This window comes from Trueperella abortisuis (assembly GCF_030811095.1).
In the GTDB taxonomy this organism is placed as follows: Bacteria; Actinomycetota; Actinomycetes; order Actinomycetales; family Actinomycetaceae; genus Trueperella; species Trueperella abortisuis.
In genome coordinates, this window is the sequence record NZ_JAUSQL010000001.1 from 1285357 (window position 1) to 1305243 (window position 19887).

19 protein-coding genes, 1 tRNA gene and 1 pseudogene are annotated in these 19887 nt (G+C 65.5%); 6 read left to right on the forward strand and 15 right to left on the reverse strand.

The annotated features are described in order from the left end of the window. The first annotated feature begins 42 nt into the window (after positions 1 to 42). On the forward strand, positions 43 to 879 hold the full coding sequence (locus tag J2S45_RS05680; RefSeq protein WP_296929147.1) for a RecB family exonuclease: 837 nt from the start codon (positions 43 to 45) through the stop codon (positions 877 to 879). On the opposite strand, the gene J2S45_RS05685 is transcribed toward J2S45_RS05680, so the two are convergent. Both J2S45_RS05685 and J2S45_RS05690 read right to left on the reverse strand, forming a co-directional pair. Next, on the reverse strand, positions 876 to 1544 hold the full coding sequence (locus tag J2S45_RS05685) for an HAD family hydrolase (RefSeq protein ID WP_307634799.1): 669 nt from the start codon (positions 1542 to 1544) through the stop codon (positions 876 to 878). The genes J2S45_RS05680 and J2S45_RS05685 overlap by 4 nt on opposite strands. 8 nt (positions 1545 to 1552) lie before the next feature. Then, positions 1553 to 2386, reverse strand: coding sequence for an undecaprenyl-diphosphate phosphatase (locus J2S45_RS05690; protein WP_307634800.1), 834 nt, complete (start codon positions 2384 to 2386; stop codon positions 1553 to 1555). A 51-nt stretch (positions 2387 to 2437) separates the two neighbouring features. On the opposite strand from J2S45_RS05690, the gene J2S45_RS05695 reads away from it, so the two are divergent. Continuing rightward, positions 2438 to 3373, forward strand: coding sequence for an aldo/keto reductase (locus J2S45_RS05695; protein ID WP_307634801.1), 936 nt, complete (start codon positions 2438 to 2440; stop codon positions 3371 to 3373). A 3-nt stretch (positions 3374 to 3376) separates the two neighbouring features. Here J2S45_RS05695 and J2S45_RS05700 read toward each other — a convergent pair whose 3' ends face one another. From J2S45_RS05700 to J2S45_RS05725, 6 genes are all read right to left on the reverse strand, one after another. Next, on the reverse strand, positions 3377 to 3688 hold the full coding sequence (locus tag J2S45_RS05700) for a DNA primase (RefSeq protein WP_307634802.1): 312 nt from the start codon (positions 3686 to 3688) through the stop codon (positions 3377 to 3379). A 70-nt stretch (positions 3689 to 3758) separates the two neighbouring features. Continuing rightward, positions 3759 to 5081 carry a M20/M25/M40 family metallo-hydrolase gene (locus J2S45_RS05705; RefSeq protein WP_296929153.1) on the reverse strand — a complete coding sequence of 441 codons (1323 nt, stop codon included), beginning with the start codon at positions 5079 to 5081 and terminating at the stop codon, positions 3759 to 3761. Beyond that, entirely contained in the window at positions 5078 to 6331 is a 1254-nt protein-coding gene (locus J2S45_RS05710; protein WP_307634803.1) for a glutamate--cysteine ligase, read from the reverse strand. The genes J2S45_RS05705 and J2S45_RS05710 overlap by 4 nt, the downstream gene beginning before the upstream one ends. Then, the gene (locus tag J2S45_RS05715; protein ID WP_307634804.1) at positions 6328 to 7056 is read right to left on the reverse strand and encodes a glutamine amidotransferase-related protein; all 729 of its coding nucleotides are present in this window, start codon (positions 7054 to 7056) and stop codon (positions 6328 to 6330) included. Before J2S45_RS05715 ends, J2S45_RS05710 begins: the two co-directional genes overlap by 4 nt. Positions 7057 to 7086: 30 nt before the next feature. Then, positions 7087 to 7929 (reverse strand): shikimate dehydrogenase, encoded by an 843-nt coding sequence (gene aroE, locus J2S45_RS05720; protein WP_307634805.1) that lies wholly within the window; start codon positions 7927 to 7929, stop codon positions 7087 to 7089. A gap of 57 nt (positions 7930 to 7986) precedes the next feature. Next, positions 7987 to 8071 (reverse strand) — tRNA-Leu (locus J2S45_RS05725). A gap of 142 nt (positions 8072 to 8213) precedes the next feature. On the opposite strand from J2S45_RS05725, the pseudogene J2S45_RS05730 reads away from it, so the two are divergent. After that, a pseudogene (locus J2S45_RS05730) lies at positions 8214 to 8645 on the forward strand (pyrophosphohydrolase domain-containing protein); the annotation flags it as partial. Positions 8646 to 8675: 30 nt separating this feature from the next. Here the strand turns inward: J2S45_RS05730 and J2S45_RS05735 are convergent. From J2S45_RS05735 to J2S45_RS05755, 5 genes are all read right to left on the reverse strand, one after another. Next, complete coding sequence (locus J2S45_RS05735) at positions 8676 to 9134, reverse strand: hypothetical protein (protein ID WP_296931664.1); 459 nt, start codon at positions 9132 to 9134, stop codon at positions 8676 to 8678. 28 nt (positions 9135 to 9162) lie between these two features. After that, the gene (locus tag J2S45_RS05740; RefSeq protein ID WP_307634806.1) at positions 9163 to 10347 is read right to left on the reverse strand and encodes an MFS transporter; all 1185 of its coding nucleotides are present in this window, start codon (positions 10345 to 10347) and stop codon (positions 9163 to 9165) included. 82 nt (positions 10348 to 10429) lie between these two features. Next, positions 10430 to 13744, reverse strand: coding sequence for an error-prone DNA polymerase (locus tag J2S45_RS05745; RefSeq protein ID WP_307634807.1), 3315 nt, complete (start codon positions 13742 to 13744; stop codon positions 10430 to 10432). After that, positions 13741 to 15285, reverse strand: a complete 1545-nt coding sequence (locus tag J2S45_RS05750) for a DNA polymerase Y family protein (protein ID WP_307634808.1) — start codon at positions 15283 to 15285, stop codon at positions 13741 to 13743. The genes J2S45_RS05745 and J2S45_RS05750 overlap by 4 nt, the downstream gene beginning before the upstream one ends. Continuing rightward, positions 15282 to 15953 carry a hypothetical protein gene (locus tag J2S45_RS05755; protein ID WP_307634809.1) on the reverse strand — a complete coding sequence of 224 codons (672 nt, stop codon included), beginning with the start codon at positions 15951 to 15953 and terminating at the stop codon, positions 15282 to 15284. Before J2S45_RS05755 ends, J2S45_RS05750 begins: the two co-directional genes overlap by 4 nt. A 137-nt stretch (positions 15954 to 16090) precedes the next feature. On the opposite strand from J2S45_RS05755, the gene J2S45_RS05760 reads away from it, so the two are divergent. Both J2S45_RS05760 and J2S45_RS05765 read left to right on the forward strand, forming a co-directional pair. Continuing rightward, complete coding sequence (locus J2S45_RS05760) at positions 16091 to 16621, forward strand: YbhB/YbcL family Raf kinase inhibitor-like protein (RefSeq protein WP_296931672.1); 531 nt, start codon at positions 16091 to 16093, stop codon at positions 16619 to 16621. A 40-nt stretch (positions 16622 to 16661) separates the two neighbouring features. After that, positions 16662 to 17132: a tRNA (cytidine(34)-2'-O)-methyltransferase gene (locus tag J2S45_RS05765; RefSeq protein ID WP_270974634.1), complete on the forward strand. Its 471-nt coding sequence runs from the start codon at positions 16662 to 16664 to the stop codon at positions 17130 to 17132. On the opposite strand, the gene J2S45_RS05770 is transcribed toward J2S45_RS05765, so the two are convergent. After that, complete coding sequence (locus J2S45_RS05770; protein ID WP_307634810.1) at positions 17113 to 18570, reverse strand: hypothetical protein; 1458 nt, start codon at positions 18568 to 18570, stop codon at positions 17113 to 17115. The genes J2S45_RS05765 and J2S45_RS05770 overlap by 20 nt on opposite strands. A 173-nt stretch (positions 18571 to 18743) precedes the next feature. On the opposite strand from J2S45_RS05770, the gene J2S45_RS05775 reads away from it, so the two are divergent. Further along, on the forward strand, positions 18744 to 19034 hold the full coding sequence (locus J2S45_RS05775; protein WP_270974636.1) for a helix-turn-helix transcriptional regulator: 291 nt from the start codon (positions 18744 to 18746) through the stop codon (positions 19032 to 19034). Here the strand turns inward: J2S45_RS05775 and J2S45_RS05780 are convergent. Continuing rightward, positions 19028 to 19840, reverse strand: a complete 813-nt coding sequence (locus tag J2S45_RS05780; protein WP_270974637.1) for a TrmH family RNA methyltransferase — start codon at positions 19838 to 19840, stop codon at positions 19028 to 19030. The two genes, J2S45_RS05775 and J2S45_RS05780, sit on opposite strands and share 7 nt — an antisense overlap. Between the last annotated feature and the right edge of the window lie 47 nt (positions 19841 to 19887).

Here is a 19887-nt window from a genome sequence, read left to right on the forward strand (position 1 = left end):
TCTTACGGAAAAATGTCGGAGGCAGTCGCTACGGTAGGAAGCATGAAACGTCACGCTGCCATCTCTCCCTCCCGGGCCAAGGATTTCTCCTCATGCCCGCTCAAGTTTCGCTTTCGGGTGATCGATAAGCTCCCCGAGCCACCGTCGGTGGAGGCACTGCGCGGCACGATCGTCCACGCGGTCCTCGAGCACCTGTACGACTCGCCCGCGCTTGAGCGCACGCCCGAACGCGCCCAGTCGCTGCTCGATCCGGTCTGGTCCACGCACCTAGATAAGGAGCCCGCGGCGAGGGATCTGTTCGCCTCCGATCAGGAGCTACAGGAGTGGTTGGGCTCCGCCCGCCCGCTCATCGCGAACTACTTCAAGCTGGAAAATCCCGTCTTCCTTGAGCCCTTTGCGCGCGAGGAGTTCGTTAACGCAACCCTGCCCTCGGGTCTGGCGATCCGCGGAATCATCGACAGGATCGACCGCGCGCCAAGCGGCCAGATCCGGGTGGTCGATTACAAGACTGGCAAGTCGCCCTCCCCGCGCTTCCAGGCCGAGGCGATATTTCAGATGCGCTTCTACTGCGCCGCCCTCTACTATGCCGAGGGAACGCTACCCACCCGCACGCAGCTCATCTACCTCAAGGACGGCCGGGTGCTCACCTACGATCCCGTGCCGGCCGACGTGGATGCGCTGGCCATGGAGGTGGACACGCTGTGGTCGGGCATCCGTGCCCGGCTCGAGGATGGTTTCGAGGCGAAGAAGGGCCCGCTGTGCAACTGGTGTCACTTCCAAAGCATGTGTCCGGCCTTCGGTAACCAGGCTCCGCCCATGAGCGAGCAGGGGGCGAAAGATCTGCTCACAGCCGAGGTGGGACAGGGCCAGGTCAGCTAGACCGGGCGTACCTCGGCCATGACCGAGCGGAGGAAGGCCTCGTCGGCGTCGACCAGCGAATCGATCAGGGTCACGCCCGCCACGCCGGAGATATCCACCTTCAGCGGCACCCCCACCGTCACGCAACCGGCGGCGAGCGCCGAGGTCAGGCCGTGCACGGAGTCCTCGAAGGCGAGCGTGCGGTCGGGCGGAACGCCGAGCCTTACGGCCGCCAGTAGGTAGGGCTCGGGGTCGGGCTTGCCAACCTTGACCTGATCGCCGGTGACGGCCACCTGAAGAGTACCGGCCGGGGCCTGTTCTAGGGCGAGTTGGGCGAAGGCGATGTGGGAGGCGGTCACAAGCGCGCTCGGTATCCCCAGGTGGGCCACCAGCTCAAGGAGCTCGTAGGCGCCCGGGCGCCAGGGCATCCCGTGCTCGCGGCCGATCTTCGCCACGCGCTCGGTCAGCATCCAGCCGAGGGCGGCCGGATCCATGTCGATCTCAAGCGAGGTGGTCAGGTGGGTGGCGGCGTCGATGAGGTTGAGGCCGATGATGGCCATCTCGTCTCCGGCACGCCAGGGCCGGCCCAGCTCGCCCAAAACCTCGGTCTCCGCCTGGAACCAGAGCTTCTCGGTATCGGTGAGGGTCCCGTCCATGTCAAACAGGATCCCGGAAGGCAGAGGCATAATGCTCCTTACGCGCTCATGATTCCCGCGCCGAGCAGGAAGACCAGCGTGCCGGCCAGCAGGAGGCGGTAGACGACAAAGGGCAGGTAGCTCTTCGTGGACACGAGCTTGAGGAAGCCAACGATCACGGCATAGCCCACCACGAAGGCCGTCACGGTGGCCGCGAATGTGGGCATAGCGCCAGCCTGGGGGCCGGTGCCGTCGTCGGTGAAAAGCCGATAAAAGCCCGAGCCAAGGACGGCCGGGACAGCAAGGAAGAAGGAGATGCGGGCGGCTGCCACGCGCGTATATCCGAGCGCGAGGCCCACCGTGATCGTTCCGCCCGAGCGCGACACGCCCGGCACCAACGCCATAGCCTGGGCGAAACCGAGCGTGATGCCGTCGCGCAGGCTCATCTGGTCAAGGCTAAGCCGGCGTCGACCGTAGCGATCGGCCAGGCCGAGCAGCACCGCAAAGGTGGCGAGCATGAGCGCCGTGATGTAAAGGTTTCTGAATGTGGTGTCGATCCAGGTCTCGAGTAGCAGGCCAAGGACGACGATCGGGATCGAGCCAAGGATGACGATCCACCCCATCCGGGCGTCCGGATCGGTGGACGGCGTGCGCTTCCACCGGCCGGGCAGCGACGTGGCCCAACGCGTGATGATGCGCCAGATATCCTTCCTGAAGTAGATGAGGACCGCCAGTTCGGTGCCGATCTGAGTTACCGCCGTGAAGGTGACGCCGGGATCTCCCAGCGAGGGAAAGAGCTCGCCCACGATGCGCAGGTGCGCCGAGGAGGAGATCGGCAGGAACTCGGTCAGCCCTTGAACAATTCCTAAAATGATGGCTTCGAAAATACCCACGCGCCCAAGCCTAAACCAGTTCGGGCCGGATCGTAGGTTAGGCTCAGGGATATGAAGCACACGTTTTTGGGCGGCAGCGGCCTGCGCATGGGTAGCCTCGGCCTGGGCACTCTGACCTGGGGGCGCGACACCGACGTCGAGGACGCCACCAAGATGGTCGCGGCCCTCCTCGACCACGGCGGCACCACGATCGATGTCTCCCCCGTCTACGGCGACGGCCTCGCACAGCAGGTACTCGGATCGATCTTCGACGGCGGCGTAGATCGCTCCGACGTGGTCGTTATCGCCCACGCTGGAGAGTTTTATCACGACGACGGGGTGCGGTTTAACGGCGGCCACTCGGCCCTGGCCTCCTCGCTCAACGCCACCCTCACCGAGCTGGGCACCACCTACGTGGACATTCTGCAGGTGGCGGCGCCCGACCCACGGGTCGCAATCGAAGAGCAGTTGGAAAGCCTGGCACAGATGGTCAGGTCCGGCGCCGTGCGCTACATCGGTCTGGCTAATCATCCCGCGTGGCGGGTGGCCCGCGCCGCGCAATACCTGGCAGATCTGCGCCTGCCGCGGCTTGCCGCGGTCGGGGCCGAGTACTCGGTGCTACATCGCCAGCCGGGCGGGGAGCTGACCGCCGTCGCACGCGAGTTCGACCTGGGAATCATCGCGCAGGCCCCGCTCGCCGGCGGCGTGCTCACCGGAAAATACCGCCACACGATCCCCGCGACCTCGCGCGCGGCCACCGAACACCTGTCCGCCACCGTGGACCCTTACCTCACCGACAAGCCGCGCCGCACCGTCGAGGCCGTCGCCAAGGCCGCCGACGGGTTGGGACGCACCCCGGCCGACGTCTCGCTCGCCTGGCTCCTTGACCAGCCGCAGGTGACGACGGCGCTCATCGGCGCGCGCACGCACGCCCAGTTCGAGCAGGTACTATCCCTGCCGATTAACCCGCTACCCGGGCCGGTCGCGCAGGCGATCTCCGAGATCTAAAGGTCAGTCCTGAAGGTTGAACTCCTCCAGGTCGTCATCATCATCGTCATAGTCCTCGAAACGATCATCGAAATCGTCGTCGAGGTCGTCGTCGTAATCCTCGTCGTGCTCGTCATAGTCGTACGTGTCGAGCGGCGTCTCCACGCCGTACTGGGTGTAGAGCGCGTCGTCGTAGACCGTATAGGCGTCGGCAAGCGCATTCGCCGCCGCTAAGACGGAAGGATCTTCCGAATCCCGCGCTGAGATCGCCGCCGCGTTGAACTCCTGAAGAGCAAAGATGAGCCGATCGAATGCCGCTTGTGTTTCGTTAGCCATGCTTGAAGCCTAGCTTACGCGGCCGATTTTTAGTACCCTTCGACCATCTTTACAGGTGCTTCGGCGATCTTTAGATCCGCTCGATAAAGTCGCGTAGGATCTGCGCGCCGAAGCTGAGCGAGTCCACCGGAACGCGTTCGTCCACCCCGTGAAACATCGCCGGGAAGTCGAAACCCTCCGGCAGGCGTACCGGCGAAAACCCGTAGCCGTCGATGCCGAGTGAGCCGAGCGCCTTGTTGTCCGTGCCCGCCGAAAGCAGGTAGGGAAGCACGTGCGCGTGCGGGTCATTCGCCAACACCGCGTCCGTCATCGCCTCAACGAATGCGCCCTCCGTGGTGGACTCATACCCGTTGGCGCTCGACAGCCAGCCAACCTCGAGGCCGTCCGTCAGCTCCTCGATCCGGCGCGCCACCGCCTCCTCGGTGCCCGGGATCGCGCGCACGTCCACCGTCGCCTCGGCACTGGCTGGAATGACATTGGCCATGTAGCCGCCGTTGACGGAGGTGAGGTTGCAGCCCGTGCGCAAGGTCGCGCCCACGTAGGCCTTCGCCGGCCCGAGTGCGTCGACGAGCGCGTTGATGCTTGCCTCATCCTCCGGATCAAAGGGCAACCCGGAGATCTCCGCAGTGCCCCGCAACAGCTTGGTCACGGTGTCGGTCAGGATCAGCGGCCAGGGCTCCGAGTCTATGGCCACGAGCGCGCGAGAGAGCTTGGCGATGGCGTTGTCACCGTTGACCTGGGAGCCGTGACCGGCCTTGCCTTCGGCGCCCAAGGTGTACCAGGTCAGGGCCTTCTCCCCCGTCTGCAACAAGTAGACGCGCTCGCCGTTGACGTACGTGTTGTAGCCACCGACCTCGGAGATCGCGTGCGTGGCACCCTCGAACAGCTCCGGATGATTCTCTACCAGCCACCGGCAGCCCTGGTGCCCGCCGGCCTCCTCGTCGGCGAACATGCCGATGATAAGGTCACGCGGCGGCACGTAGCCGCTGGAGGCAATCTCGCGCACCACGGCAAGGATCATCGCATCCATGTTCTTCATGTCCACGGCGCCGCGACCCCACAGGAAACCGTCCTTGACGACGCCGCCAAACGGGTCCACCGACCATTCCCGCGCCACCGCGGGCACCACGTCCGTGTGCCCGTGAATGACGACGGCGCCCCGGCGTTCGCCCGTCACGGGGTCAACCTCGATCTCCCGCTTCTTGCCGGGGATGCGCACCACCACCGACGGGCGCCCGGGCGTCGGGCCGAGGTAGTGCGGCTGGAGACCGACCTCGTGGAGCAGGTCCATGACGTAGTCGGCCGCCGGCTTCTCAATGACGTCCCGCCCGTCGTTGGAGGTGTCGAAACGGATGAGCGTTCGGGCGATCTCGAGGGCTTCGCTATATGTCATTTCTCCTCCTTAAACGGTGCCGGATCCGTCCTAAACGGCGCTGGCTCCGTAACATCGTACGCCTGGGCGTGGTTCTGCTCCGCGGCGGCGATCCCGTCGAACTCGCGTAGGTCTGGGTTGAGCGGATGACCGGCAGCCATCTCAGCGATCATGAAGTCCACGATCGCCTCCCTCGAACGTTCAAAGTGGGAGCCGGCGCGTAGCAGGCGCTGGTAGGGAGCGCCGAGCTCGAGCACGGTGGTGACCATCTGTAGCTCCTCCAAGCACCCCAACTCCTGAGCGATCGGGGTGAGCTCGTCCACCGTGCGCGCAAGGGTCTGGCCCACCTGCTCCTCGTTGCCGTCCTCGTCAAGGATGAGGATCGCGTCGATCCCGTATCGGGCCGCGCGCCACTTATTTTCGTCCACGAACCAGGAGGGCAGGGTGGGAAGCTCTTCCCCGGCGTCAAGTTGGCGCGAGAAGTACTCGACCATACATTGCGAAAGAGCGGCAACCATCCCGATTTCCGCGAGGTTCGTGGCCGCGTCCGCCACGCGGAACTCGAGCGTGCCGAATTTCGGGGAGGGTCGCACATCCCAGCGCACCTCGTCGAAGTTCGAGATGACGCCCGTCTTGACCATGCCGGCATAGTATTCTTCGAGGTCACACCACCGCTCGAATTGATGCGGCACGCCAGCCGTCGGCAGCTGTTGGAAGACCATCGCCCGATTGTCGGCGTACCCGGTGTTCTTCCCGCTCCAAAACGGCGAGGAGGCGGTCAACGCCTGGATATGGGCGAAGCGGGTCAGCACCGCGCGCAGGATTGGCAGCACCTTGGCCCGGTCCTCAATGCCCACGTGGACGTGGGTACCAAACAGCAGCATTTGACGTCCCCAATACCGGGTGCGGTTGACCAGCTCAGCGTAGCGCTCCGTGTCCGTCACGCGCTGGTAGACCGGGTTGGCGAAAGGGTGCGTGCCCGAGGAGGCGAGCGTGATACGCATCGGTTCGACCACCGGCTCGAGGAGGTCGAGACATTCGCGTAGGTCGGCCACGCACTGACCCACGCGTTCATGCGGGCGCGAGACGAGCTCGATGGTGTTGAGCATCATCTCCCCGTGGATCATGGAAGTGTCTGCATCGAGCTGACGCACCAGCGCCAAGACCGTATCGGCCGCCTGACGCAAATCATTCGAGTCGCGGTCGATGAGCTGGAGCTCCCACTCGATTCCCACACTCGACCTGGGTGAGTTCGCAAATTCCAACGTCATCTCCTATACCTTTCCACGAAGGCGCCGATCAGGGCGGCGCACGCCGAATAGTCATGGCTGGTAGTCTGCGCGCGCACCCTGTCCACCTCTTCGGCGGCGAAGTAAACATCGCCGTAGTAATCAAGACGTAGCCCCACACTCACCGCGTCGATCTCGGGGTGAAATTGCACACCGTATACGTTGTCTCCGTAACGAATCGCCTGCACGGGACACAGCGCGGAGGAGGCCAGCACCGCCGTATTCGCCGGCACAAGACCAACCGCGTCTTCGTGCCCCACGATCGCCGGGAACGAATCGGGCAGCAGGGAGAAGATCGGGTCGGCGCGACCGTCGTCGGTGAGGTTGACACTGATCGTCGACAGCTCCTCGCCGTAGTCCGTGGTCAGCGTGCCGCCGAGCGCAAGCGCAATCGCCTGATGTCCGTAGCACAGGCCGAGGAAGGGCAGGTCCTCAGCCAGCGCCTCCTCGACCACCGCGAAGAGGACCTCCTCCGTGACGATCTGCTCGGTCGTCTTGGCGGCGCCGTGGTCGCCGAAACCGTACTGGGATCCGGAGACGATAAAGCCCGCGTAGTCCCCGACGTCGATCTGTGGGCGATCCTCAAGAGAAAGGTAGACGATGTCGGAGTCGGCAAGGCGCCCGTCGCGTTTGATCGCGGCGAACTCGTCACGGCGGATGCCGGCCGCAAAGGAGGGCCGGGCCGCGAGGAAGGCGAACGGTTTCATAGCAACAGCGTAGCGAAGCCCGGCCGATTTTTAGGACGTGACTGCCTGGCGGGCAACCTCCATCGGCATGTCAATGCCCAGCCATATCCTCTCCGCGATCGCCGCCTGTCCGAGCAACATCCGCAAACCGGGCACCGTTTTCGCGCCAGCCGCGCGGGCCTCGGCGATGAGGCGGGTGATGCGCGGGTGGTAGACGACGTCCGCCACCGTGTGGCCCGACGTGATCCATCTCGCGTCAACGAGTGTTTGACCCGCGAGATGGCCCATCCCCACCGAGGTGGCGTTGATGATGATGTCCGCATCCGCGCACGCTTCCTCCAGCCCGCCAGCCTCGAGGGTGTGCAGGGACAGGGCACAGCCGGTACGCGTGGAAAGCCGGTCGAGGGCGGTGCGGATCGAGGCGAGCTCCGGCTTGGCGCGGTTAAACACGCTCACCCTCGCCGCGCCGTCTAGCGCCGCTTGGGTCCAGATCGACGACGCCGCTCCCCCCGTCCCCAACAGCACAATGTGACTGCCCGCCACCGAAGTTCCCTCCGCTTCAATCTCGCTCAGCAGCCCGGCGCCGTCGGTGTTGTCCCCGCGAGCGTGCCCGTCCCGAAATGTGATCGTGTTGACGGCATTCATCTCGCGGGCGACGTCGCTGATCGAGTCCAGGTGCTCGATGACGGCCGATTTGAACGGCATCGTGACGTTCGCCCCCGCGTATCCCAACACGCGCATGGCCGCCACCGCCGCCCCGGCGTCGTCGACCTCGTGTGCCACGTAGACCGCGTTGATGCCGAGGTGGGAAAAGACGGCGTTGTGAAGCTCCGGCGATTTCGAGTGGCGTGCCGGATTACCGATGATGGCGAAAACCTGGGTACGAGCGTCCATGACTCCACTGTGCCATACGGAAACGAAAAAGGCCGGTATCTCTACCGGCCTCATCTGTGCGCGGAGGGGGACTTGAACCCCCACCCACTATACGTGGACTAGCACCTCAAGCTAGCGCGTCTGCCTATTCCGCCACCCGCGCAGGTGTGCGTTCGCAACAGGTAAGAATCTATCACCGAAGGCGATCCGAGCAAAATTCACCACTCACTTTCGAGGTGTGATCTGAGCCAACATGTAGGTAGGGGTAGATTGGAGGCATGACTAACGCACCCGATCCGAATCGTCCCGAAGACCTCGTCCGCCAGTTCCACGAAACCTACGGCCTTCCCATCGTCACTGACGCGCCGAACGCCGACCGCGAACGCGTCCACATGCGCATGAGCCTGGTGGCCGAAGAGTTCTCCGAGCTTGTCGGCGCCATCTACGGCGCGAAGGCGCGTGCCCTCATCGAGGAAGCCTACGATGCCGCCCGCGCGGCCGATGACCACACGCGCGACACCGTCCTGACCGCCGACGCGCTCGCCGACCTCACCTACGTCATCTACGGGATGGCCCTCGAGCTCGGCATCCCACTGAGCGACGTCCTGCGCGAGGTTCAGGCCTCCAACATGTCCAAGCTCGGCGCGGACGGCAAGCCCATCTACCGCGAGGACGGCAAGGTCTTGAAGGGTCCCGACTTCTTCGACCCGGACATCGCCGGGGCGCTCGGGCTCTAGCAGTAGGTGGCGCGCCCGCTAGCGCGCCACCTACTGCTCGCCGTCAACGATCTCCGCGTCCTCGATGTCGTCCTCCAGAGTGAGGGCGACGATCTTAGCCGACAGCGCGTCGAGGCGCTCCTCAAACTGGCGCATCTTAACCCGGCGAGCCTTGCCCTTCATGGCGGACACGACGGGCAGGGAGTTCTCCAGCCCATCAAGTTCGCGGCGCCAGGCTGCTGTCTGCTCGGCCACGCTAGTATTGTTGGCCGTCCCGTACAGGTAGGTGGTTTGCTCGCGAAGCACCCCGATTCGAGCCTTCATGCGGGGTTCGCCGCGCTTGGCCTTGGATGTCCCCGCCAGCGCGCTGAGACGCCCCTTCAACGTAGCGAAGAAGTCCGGGTTATCCTCGATGAGCTTGCGGATCTGCGGGCCGTAGTTACGTACAACCTCGAATACCACCGGCCCCACCGTCGTCGCGATCTTCAGCAGTGTCTTCATCTTGCGCATACTTCGCCCCTTTCATCTGCCTCACATCCTAACGCGAGGCGGGTTGCCCGTTCGAGGTCAGCAGTGCGAGGACCGCAAGGACGCCAAGCGCGGAAAACGCTAGGCCCATCGCCGCCGGCCAGTGCCCCAGATCCCACGCCAAGCCAAATCCGATTCCGCCCAGCGAGGACCCGGCGTAGTAATAGGTGAGGTACAGGCCCGAGCCGATACCCGGCTTCGGGTGCAGGCTCGTGGCGCGTCCAGACTGTATCGAGTGCATCGCGAAGAACCCGCCACACAGGATGAACAGCCCCGGCCACAGGGTGTACGCCGACGGCGGGATGAGTAAGGCGACGCCGACGGCCATCGTGACCGTACCGACGATCATTGCTCCGCGCACGCCGATGCTCGCGATGAGCCGCCCCGCCCGGGCGGAGGTGAACGTGCCGGCGAGGTATCCGAGGAAGAGGAGCGAGGTGACGGAGGTTCCCATGCTCAGCGGCGGCTCCGAAACTCGGTAGACGACCACGTTGTATAGGCCAACGAAGGTTCCCATCCCCACGAGGGAGAACAGGTAGGCCACCAGCCGCTGCCTTTTGTACCACGGGAGCTCCGGGCGCGGAGGCGGCTGCTCACCGCCGCCAGTCCCGCCCTCCGTGGCGGGCAGGAGGAGGTGGGCGAGTCCGCCCATGATGGCCGATAGCAGGGAAACGGCGGCTAGACCCATCCGCCAATCGCCTGTCATCTCGTTGACAAATCCGGACAGGAGACGCCCGGTCATTCCTCCCACGGTGGTCCCGGCGATGTAGAGGCCCGATACTTGGGCAACGGAGGCCAGCTCGACGTGCCGCCCGACCCAGGCGAGTGCGGCGGTGAAGGGCGCGGCGAGCGCGATCCCCTGTACCACGCGTTGCACCACGATGATCCCCCACGAGTGCGTGAACGGGATGATAAGCGAGACAAGCACCGCAGCGGCGAGGCCGCCGATGATCACACGTCGTTCGGAGACCCGTGAGGTGATCGCTCCCCAGATCAGCACGGAGGTGGCCAGACCGAAGGTTGCCGCCGAGAGCAGCAGGGCTGACTGCGAGGCTCCCACGCCGTATTCCTCGCCAATGACGCGCAGGAGCGGTTGGGGTGCATACGTCAAAGCGTAGGCGCCGATCCCGATGCAGAAGAGGGCGCCGAGCGCGCGCCCGTAGTCGGACGTGCCGCGGCTGACAAGTTGACCCATGCTTTGGACTATACGACATTTGTCTTCATACGACTCTCCGTGTCTCCGCGCTCCTGCCTGCCGACATCCCCGTGCTGATGCGCTAGCGAAAGTCCCTGGACGGGAGCGAGACTGCTAACTCAAGACGTTCGACCCCGTCCGCCACGACGTTCATCACGTCATCCGCGCGCTCCACGACGCCGCGGATCACCAGGCCTTGGCTGGTACGCAGCACCTGCCGGTATTTCTCCCATAACCCGATCGAGCACACGACGTTGAGAAGGCCTGTCTCGTCCTCGAGAGAGAGGAAGGTAATGCCGGAGGCCGTGTGGGGACGTTGGCGATGGGTGACGATTCCCGCCACTCTGGTCCTCTCCCCCGGCTCGCAGTTGGCAAGTTCCGCGATGCTCACCACCCCACGCTTTGCCAGCGATGCCCGGAGGAAGTCCATCGGGTGCGCGGCCAGCGAGATACCTGTAGAGCGCAGATCAGCCACGTTCTCTTCTACCGGGCTCATGTGGGGCAGGGGCGGCGGCGTGGCGCCCACGTGAAGTCCGGGGATGGTGGGCTGAAAGGAAGCTCCGAGCGTCTTGCCTGTGTGGGCGAGCGGCCCCGCCGCCCAGATTCCCTCCCGGCGTGTCATCCCCAGGCTGGACAGCGCACCCGCCGCCGCAAGCTTCTCCAGCTCGGGGGTGGACAGCTGCGCCCGGCGCGCCAGGTCTGCCACCGAATCGAACTGGCGTTCCGCGCGGGCCGCGAGGATACGTCCGGTGGCTCGCAGACCCTTGACGTTCGACAGGCCAAGCCGCACCCCTCGGCGCGGGTCGGCGCTGACCAGCGGGTGCGGGCGCACCTGGCGTTCCGGCGTCACCTCCACGCACGAGTGTTCCTCTGAGAAGCACACATCCACGGGCAGGACGGCCACGCCGTGGCGTTGCGCGTCCGCCACCAGGGTCTGCGGCGAGTAAAATCCCATGGGCTGAGCGGCAAGGATGCCCGCGTAGAAATTCTCGGGGTGGTGGACCTTGAGCCAGGCGCTGGCATAGACGAGATAGGCAAACGAAAAGGAGTGAGATTCGGGGAATCCAAACTCGGCGAAGGCCTCCAGCTTGGTGTAAATCTCCTCGCGCGCCTCCGAGCCGATCCCGCGCTCGGCCATGCCGGCCATGAGCTGCCCGCGCAGCTCGCGCATGCGGTCATGACTGCGCTTGGCACCCATGGCCTTGCGGAGTTGGTCAGCCTGGGCCGGGCTGAAGCCGGCTGCATCAATGGCGATCTGCATGAGCTGCTCCTGGAAGAGTGGCACGCCGAGCGTCTTTTCGAGCGCGCCTTTGAGGAGCGGATGGGCGTAGCTGACCGGCTCGCGCCCGCGCCGGCGGTTGATATAAGGATTCACCGAGCCGCCCTGGATCGGACCGGGGCGGATAAGGGCCACCTCGATGACGATGTCGTAGAACGTGCGCGGGCGGATACGCGGTAGGGTGGCCATCTGGGCCCGTGACTCGACCTGAAACACACCAACCGTGTCCGCCGCACACAGCAGGTCATAGACCCGCGGATCCTCCTGGTCGATATTGTGCAAGCCCAGTGGCTGGCCGTTGCCGGCGCGCACACCCCGCTCCGTGAGCTCGGTGAAAGCGATCCGCAACGCGCTGAGCATCCCCAGCCCGAGCAGGTCAAACTTCACCAGCCCCGCTTCAGCGCAGTCATCCTTATCCCACTGCAAAACGCTTCGCCCCTCCATGCGTGCCCACCCCACCGGGCACACGTCAATGATCGGCCTATCGCAGAGCACCATTCCGCCCGAGTGGATGCCGAGGTGGCGGGGTAGGCGTTGGAGACGAGCGGCGATCTCCGCCACCCGTTCCGGCACCTCGGATTCGATCCCCCAACGGCGCGCGAACCGTACCCCCGGATGCGGCGTCGCGCATTCCTCCGGCGGCACATCGAAACCTGGCCGGCGCTTCGGGCTCTCCGTCGATGTCTCCGCCGCCTGCCCCCGCACGCCAACGCCTCCCGCCGGTAACCGGCGCTCGATCGACTTCGCCCATGCATCTGCCTGACCCGCGTCATACCCGAGGGCGCGCGCCGCGTCATGAATGGCTGAGCGCGGCCGGTAAGTGATGACGTTGGCCACCTGTGCGGCGCGCGTGCGCCCGTAGCGTGCGTAGACGTGTTGAATCACCTCTTCGCGCCGACCGGCCTCGATGTCAAGGTCGATGTCCGGCGGCCCGGAACGCCCGGGGGACAGGAACCTCTCGAAGAGCATCCGATGGCGGACGGCGTCGACCGCCGTGATCCCGAGCGCGAAGCACACCGCCGAGTTCGCCGCGGAGCCGCGCCCCTGACACCAGATCCCCTGACCGTGGCAGAAGGAGACGATCTCGTGGACGATAAGGAAGTAACCTGGAAAGCCCAACTGCTCGATCACCTCCAGCTCGTGATCGATCTGCCGCCAGGCGCGCGGGTGGGCTTGCCGGCTGCCGTACCTGCGAAGGGCGCCCTGCTCGGTAAGGTGACGCAGCCAGCTGGCCTCAGTGTGCCCGCCGGGCGTGGGAAACAACGGCAGGCGTGGGGCGACGAGCGTGAGGTCGAAGGAACATTCCCGTCCGATCTCGGCTGCGGCCGCCACTGCGCCGGGGTGTTCTGCGTGCAGGGCGAGCATTTGCTCGCCCGACTTCAAGTAGGACGGCCAGGCCGGTAGCCAGCTTCGATACTCCTCCAAGGGCTGATTCGCGCGCGTGGAGGCCAACACGTCCGCGATCACCGCGTCCGAAGGACGGGCGGCGTGGACATTCCCGGTGGCCACAACCCGCAGCCCCGCCTCTTGGGCCAGGGAGACGAGGAGGCGGTTGCGCTCGGCGTCTAAAGGCTGGTTATTGTGCGTGATCTCCACCGCCACGCTGTCCGCACCAAAGAGCGCGGTGAGGGTGTCCAGATACCTCCGGGCGCCATCCACCCCCCACACCCCCGGCTCACTCTCAAGCGCACGGCGCACCCCACCTTTGCGGCACCCGGTGAGGACCTGCCAGTTCTTCGCTCCGGCCGCGAGCGACTCGAGGGTGTGGGAGGCGTACCCCTTCTCCCCCGAAGCAAGCATCGCCTCCCCGATTGTGCGCGACAGGGCGTGGTAGCCCTCCGCGTCCCGCGCGAGGATGAGGAGGTGGTCTCCGTCCGGATCCTTCTGCCCCGGACGAGGCCGGCCGCCCACCGTGACCTCGGAGCCGATGACGGTGGGCAAGCCGTGGCGTCGCGCGGCGCTCGCCAGTTGGACGACGCCGGGCAAGCCGTCGTGGTCGGTGAGCGCCAAGGCGCTCAGCTCAAGCTCCACCGCCCGTTCGACCAGATCGGCGGGCATGGAGGCACCGTCGAGGAAGCTGTAGGCCGAGTGCACGTGAAGTTCCGCGTAGGGGATCATTCGTACACCCCCGCCAGCCACCACTGCCCGCTCTCGCGGTAGACGAGATAGCCGCGCGGGCGGGAATCGGCAAACTCCATCCACGCCTTGCGTTGCTGTGTGCCCGGCGCCCACCACCCCGTGGCCTGCAGCCATGGCCCCGCCGCCGCAACGAGCCGCTCCGAGGCTCCGCCCGCAACCAGTGCCGCCGGACGCGGATCGCGGCAACCTTGCTCGCAGTAGAAGGCGCCCAGCCCGGTGAGCGCGCAGTCGTGACCTCGCGCGTCGAGTACAGCGATCTTTTCCGGATTCTCCTTCACGAGGCTGGGCCACGGTTCCGGGATCCTGCCCGGCCACGGATCGTTCCGGTGGCGGGAGTCCGAGGGCGGTGTCTCCCACGGCCGCATCTGGTGCGCCTCCAGCGGATGGCGGCCTCCCACGCGCTCCGGGGTCAGCACGGCATCCTCCCCGAGCAGGCTCTGAATGCGGCTTACCGCCCGCGCGGCCGCGTCCGTGCTGGCGCGATCCGAGCCCCACAGTGTGCCCTGCGCGTAGCCGGCCGGAAGGATCACGCTGGCGATGATCGAGATCCGGCAGATCCCCTGCTTTTCCTCGGACATCCATGCGCTCAACTGCCAGCGCACGCGATCAGAGATGTCCCGGGTGCTGGCAGCGTCCATCGACCAGGTGCGCCGGCGCTCCACGCTAGCGCGCGTGCAGATCGTCAGTTCGCGGGCAATGACACCCCGGCGCGTGAGATCCTCGGTCAGCTCCTGCGCCATCTCGCGTGCGAGGAAGGCTGCCTGGTCGAGGTTGGCAAGCGGCGGATCCGCCTCCCGCTCAACCACCAGCTCCTGCACGCTGTAGCTGGTTACCTCCCGCTCCGGCTCTCCCCCATCAATGAGGGCAAGAACCCGCCCTGCCGCCTCGAAGCGGGTTACTAGGGCGGCCCGATCCACGTGCCGAAGATCCCCGATCGTATGCACCCCCAGGTTTTCCATCGCTTCGACGAAGGCGCGCATCTGCTCCCTCGAGCGCGCTGTGACCGCGCCGTGGAGGATCGCCTCGACCGCATGGGCATCCAGGAACGGGCGCGCGTATCGGACGTGAGCATCCCTCCTGGCGGCCAAGATGGAGGTCAACAGGCCATCACCGAATCCGACATGGGCCTCCAGGCCCGTGTGGAGCGCGATGTCTCCCACCAAGTTTTCCGACAGCGTCCGCGCACTTCCCGCCGCGCCCACCGGCCCACGCGCGAGGAAGGTGATAAGGCCGGGTTTGAGCACGCTGAGGTAGGCGATGTGCTCCTCGCACACCCGCACGACCCGCTCGAAATTGGCCACTTCCAGCTCCGGATCCTGCCGGATGAGGCGCAGGCTGGAAGCAATCGACTGCGCCTGGCGCCGCTTCATCCCCTCCCGGACGCCCTCCGCATGCGCCACCCCGTTGACGGAGACAACGCGGTTGGCATAGACCGCTACCGGCTCCTCCGCCAGCGCGCGACCCGCCATGATGGCGCTGGCCACCGGCCAGTCCGGGATCCAAACGCTTCCCCGCATCATGATGCCCGGCCTCCCACAAGGCTCAGGCCGCTCTCGTAGCGCACCGGTTCCCAGCCGTCCCGCCCGTAACGCACGGCTACGCTCCCCCAGCGTGTGGCGATCTCATAATCAACGCCGCTGATGTGACCCTCCTCCAAGCCGCGTACCCCGGACAGCCGGCAACCAATCCGCAGGGATCCCTGCGGCCACTTAGTCGCCAACAGAAGCGAGCCCTTGGCCACCGCTCGCCGGTGAAGCACGCGGCGCTCGCGGGCGTCGAGCGAAATGTCCCCCACAACCACCACGTCAAAGCCGTCGATCGCGGCGCTGACCACGCGGGCCCCCTGCACATCGACCCGTGGGACGGCCACGACGCGGCTCATCTCCATCCCCAGCCGCTCCGCGCACGCCCACCCCACATCCGGAGTGCCAAGGAAGGCGATCCACGCCTTTTGCTGGGAGAGAATGGCCGCAAGGAAGGTGAGCAGGAAAGGCGATCCCTCCACGCTGACCACCCCGCGCCGGATGAGTCCGTGTGGCAGGACCACCGAAAGATGGCGAGGAAGGGAGAAGGCATCGGAAGCCACCTCACCGCTCGGCTCCCCGCCGACCGGCGTACGCACGACGCGCAGACCTGCGCGCGTCTCCGCCACAGCAAGCGCTTTGCGCGCGATTGCTAGCCTGTCCACCGCTCACCTCCTTCGAACACGTGTTCGATACTTATCTTAGAATCGCCCTCCGACAAAAACTAACCGTCCAATTCCCACCCCTGCGCAAGCGGCCAAGAATCTGCCCGCCTGTGACAGACATCGCATATGATGACGTCATGAACCTTGAACGTCCCCTCGCCCCAGATCCCTACGAGCTTCTTCCCGCAGTCCCCTCCTTCACCCTGACCAGCCCCACGCTTACCGACGGCGGCGTCATGCCGGAGCGCCACCTCGGCTTCGCGGACAACGTCTCACCCGCCCTCGAATGGTCGGGTTTTCCGCCAGAAACCCAGGGCTTCGCCGTGACTTGCTTCGACCCCGACGCGCCGACACCCTCGGGCTATTGGCACTGGATCGTACTGGACCTCGTGGACGTCACCAGCTTGGATGAGGGCGCCGGCCAACACGACCTCACACTCCCGGGTGCCGCGAGCCACATCCGCAACGACGCAAACGAGTTCGCTTACTACGGGGCCGCTCCCCCGCCGGGCGACGTCCACCCACATCGCTACATCTTCGTGGTTCACGCTCTTGACGTCCCCTCCCTCGAGCTTGATCCCGAGGACACGACGCCGGCAACGGCCGCCTTCCACACCGTCTTCCACACGCTCGCGCGAGCCCGCCTCACGGTGACATACCAGCGCTAGCCGCCATCAGGCAGTCGAGCACCCGCGTTACACTAGGCGGGTGCTCGACTTCGTTTTTCATGAACCTAAGATCCCCGGCAACACCGGAAACGCTATCCGGCTCGCCGCCTGCACAGGCGCACGCCTGCATCTGATCGAACCGCTCGCCTTCAACTTTGACGATGCCCACCTGAGGCGCGCCGGGCTCGACTACCACGACCTCGCCGAGCTCGTCATCCACAAATCCTGGGAGGACGCCAAAGCCTACTTTGGACCCGACCGGCGAATCTTCGCCTTCACCGGACACACGTCCAACAATTTTGCCAACGAATCTTACCGCGAGGATGACGTCCTCCTTTTCGGCACGGAGCCGACCGGGCTACCTGAGTCGGTCCTCGACGATCCTCGGATCACGAAGAAGCTCCGAATTCCCATGTTGCCCGGCCGGCGTTCACTCAACCTCGCCAACGCCGCATCTATCGCAGTGTACGAGGCCTGGCGGCAGTTAGGATTTACCGCCTCCTCGATGTAGCGCGAGACCCGGCCACGAACGCCACTCCCAGGCAGGCAATGCCGATGGCCCCGATGGCTAGCGGCAAAGACGCGTCGCCGGTCTTCGCGAGGACCGCCGGCGGCGTAGTCGGCGTCGGCGTAGGCTCCGGTGTCGGCGTGGGTTCCGGCGTGGGTTCCGGCGTCGGCGTGGGTTCCGGCGTGGGTTCCGGCGTCGGCGTGGGTTCCGGCTCAGGCTCGACGAACACCGTTTCAGCCGGCTCGAAGAAGGGCATCACGACGTGCGCCTGCGGAAGACCCGCAAAGTCGCCTACGTCGCGGAATTGACCCTCCACCACCACGGTGTACCAACCGGGACTGGGCTCGTGGTCGAAGGTCACCTCGTAGGTTCCTGACGCGAAGACGCTCACAGTCGTGCTTTCCACGCTCTCCACGCCGTCTGGCACCGAGTCACGCTGATCAATCCGCTCGTCGAACGGTCCGTAGAGGTGCGCGGTCAGGTCAAAGGTCGCGGGAATGCGTTCGACCGCCGGCCACTCGTCCGCGCTGACTGTGACGAGGTCACGGATCATGCCCGAGTCCTCCACAATCCTCGCCTCCGTGGCGATTTTTACCGCCGTCTCCGCCGGCGCTTCGCGCAACACCACGTTGCGTTCGAGCACGCCACGCTCACCGCGCATGTGCATATCTTGCGCCACGGCGTGATGGCCGGTGACGAACGAGTGGCCGGGAATCTCGGAGAAGGTGACCTTCATTGTCACTTCACCGAAAGCTGGAGCGCTGACAGCGAAGCTCTGTTCTTCGGCTGCGGTCTTCCCCGTCAACACTGACTCGCCGGTAGATTCCCACACGGCGCCGGTGAGCTCCGCCCGGAAGGGGACGTCCAGCAACGCGACCCCCGCCTGACCGGTCACGGTGAAGCCACGGAGGTGGCCATCTGCGAAGACCAGCTCGCCGGCCGCGTGCGGTCCCGCAATCGTCGAGGCGAGGTCGAGCAGCCGGCGCGCCTGTTCCTGCCAGGCCTTATTTGACGACGAAGTTAGCCCGCGCGAATCGGCGGTCAACTCGTGGATGGCGAGAGTGAAGGCTTCGGGAACGATCCCCGCCACGGCGTCGGTGCCCCACAGATCGAGTATCGCGGCGACCTTGCCCGTGTCGGATGCGCTGATGGAGGTATTCCATCCCCTCTCCGCGTCCGTTTGGGCGTAGGCTTCGCCTGCGCGGGTCAGGCTCCGGCTTTCGAAGTCGGCCTTCTCAAGGCCGGGCTGGTAGCTGAAGTTCAGCTGGGTGTCACCGGTGCAGATGCCGATCGGCACGTGCGGGCTGGAAAGTGCTCCCCACCGGCTCGGCTCGCTTGCCACGCGCGTCCAGTTCTGCTCGCCGGCAATGGCGAATGGGACGAACGCAAATAGCGCGGCTGCGAGGACAAAAATAAATGATCGACGAATGATGGTTTCCATGTCTCTCCCTTCGACGTGACCATCATGTCGAGAATCGGAACGAGCCGTTTTTGCCACAGGCCCGAATGTGGATACCGACGCCCACCAGCAAAACTGTGTATAACTTTTCTCAGCCCTCTCCACACCGGGTATACCCTGCTGACCTGCGCCGGGTAAACACGGACCATTGCTCCGTGACTTCGTATTCCCCCGCAGAACGCGCCTTCGCCTCGACCTTCGCCAAGACGCTCATTGAGCGGCGCAAACAGATGGGGCTGACACAGGAGCAAGTGGCACTCGCGGCTGACATCAATCGCAATCATTACCAGCTCATGGAGCACGCGCGCGCCGACCGTCGCACCAACAGCCCGGCAAACCCGCGCATGAGCACTCTTATCAAGCTCGCCAAGGTCTTCGACTGCACCGTCGCCGACCTCCTCGAGGCCGCCCTCGCCGAGTACAAGGCCGTCGAAGAGCGTCAGTGAGGCCGCAGCGCCCACGCCGCCACCGCGCTCGTCGCGGCCACGTTCAGCGAGTCCACCCCACCCGACATCGGGATTGTGACCACGTAGTCGCAGTGGGCCAGCGTCGCGTGGGCCAGCCCGTCTCCCTCCGTACCGAGGATCATTGCCACCTTGCCCGAGGCCGCCTCGCTTGCCGCGAACTCCTCCAGCGTCACCGCGTTGTGTGACAGCGCCAACGACGCCGTCACCCACCCCGCGTCCGTCAGCTCACCAATCGAACGGGGCCAGTCCGTGATGCGTGTCCAGGGCACCTGAAAGACCGTCCCCATCGAAACCTTCACCGAGCGCCGATAAAGCGGGTCGGCGCAGTGGTCCGTCACCAGCACGGCGTCAACCCCGAGAGCAGCTGCCGAGCGGAAGATGGCGCCAACGTTCGTGTGGTTGACGAGGTCCTCGAGGATGAAGATCCGCCGCGCATCCGGGCGTCGTGCGAGGAACTCCGCCAGCCCCGGCAGCGCGGGCCGGTTCATCGAGGCAATCGCACCGCGGTGAACCTGGAAACCGGTCAGCTCCGTCAGGAGCTCTTCGGGCACGACGAACTGCGCCACGTCCTGAGGAAAGAAGTCGGCCAGGCTGTCAACCCACCGCTGCGTCAGCACCGCGGCCCGCGGCGTGTGCCCCGCGGCGATCGCGCGCCTGATGACCTTGTCCCCCTCGGCCAGGTATAGACCACGCTCGGTCTCCAGCTTCTTACGCAACGCGACGTCGGTGAGGCGAAAGAAGTCGTCGAGGCGGGGGTCTGAGAGGTCATGAACGTAAGTGAGCACGGTTCATACTTTGCCACACCGGCGCGCTGGTGGCACAAAGCCGCGGG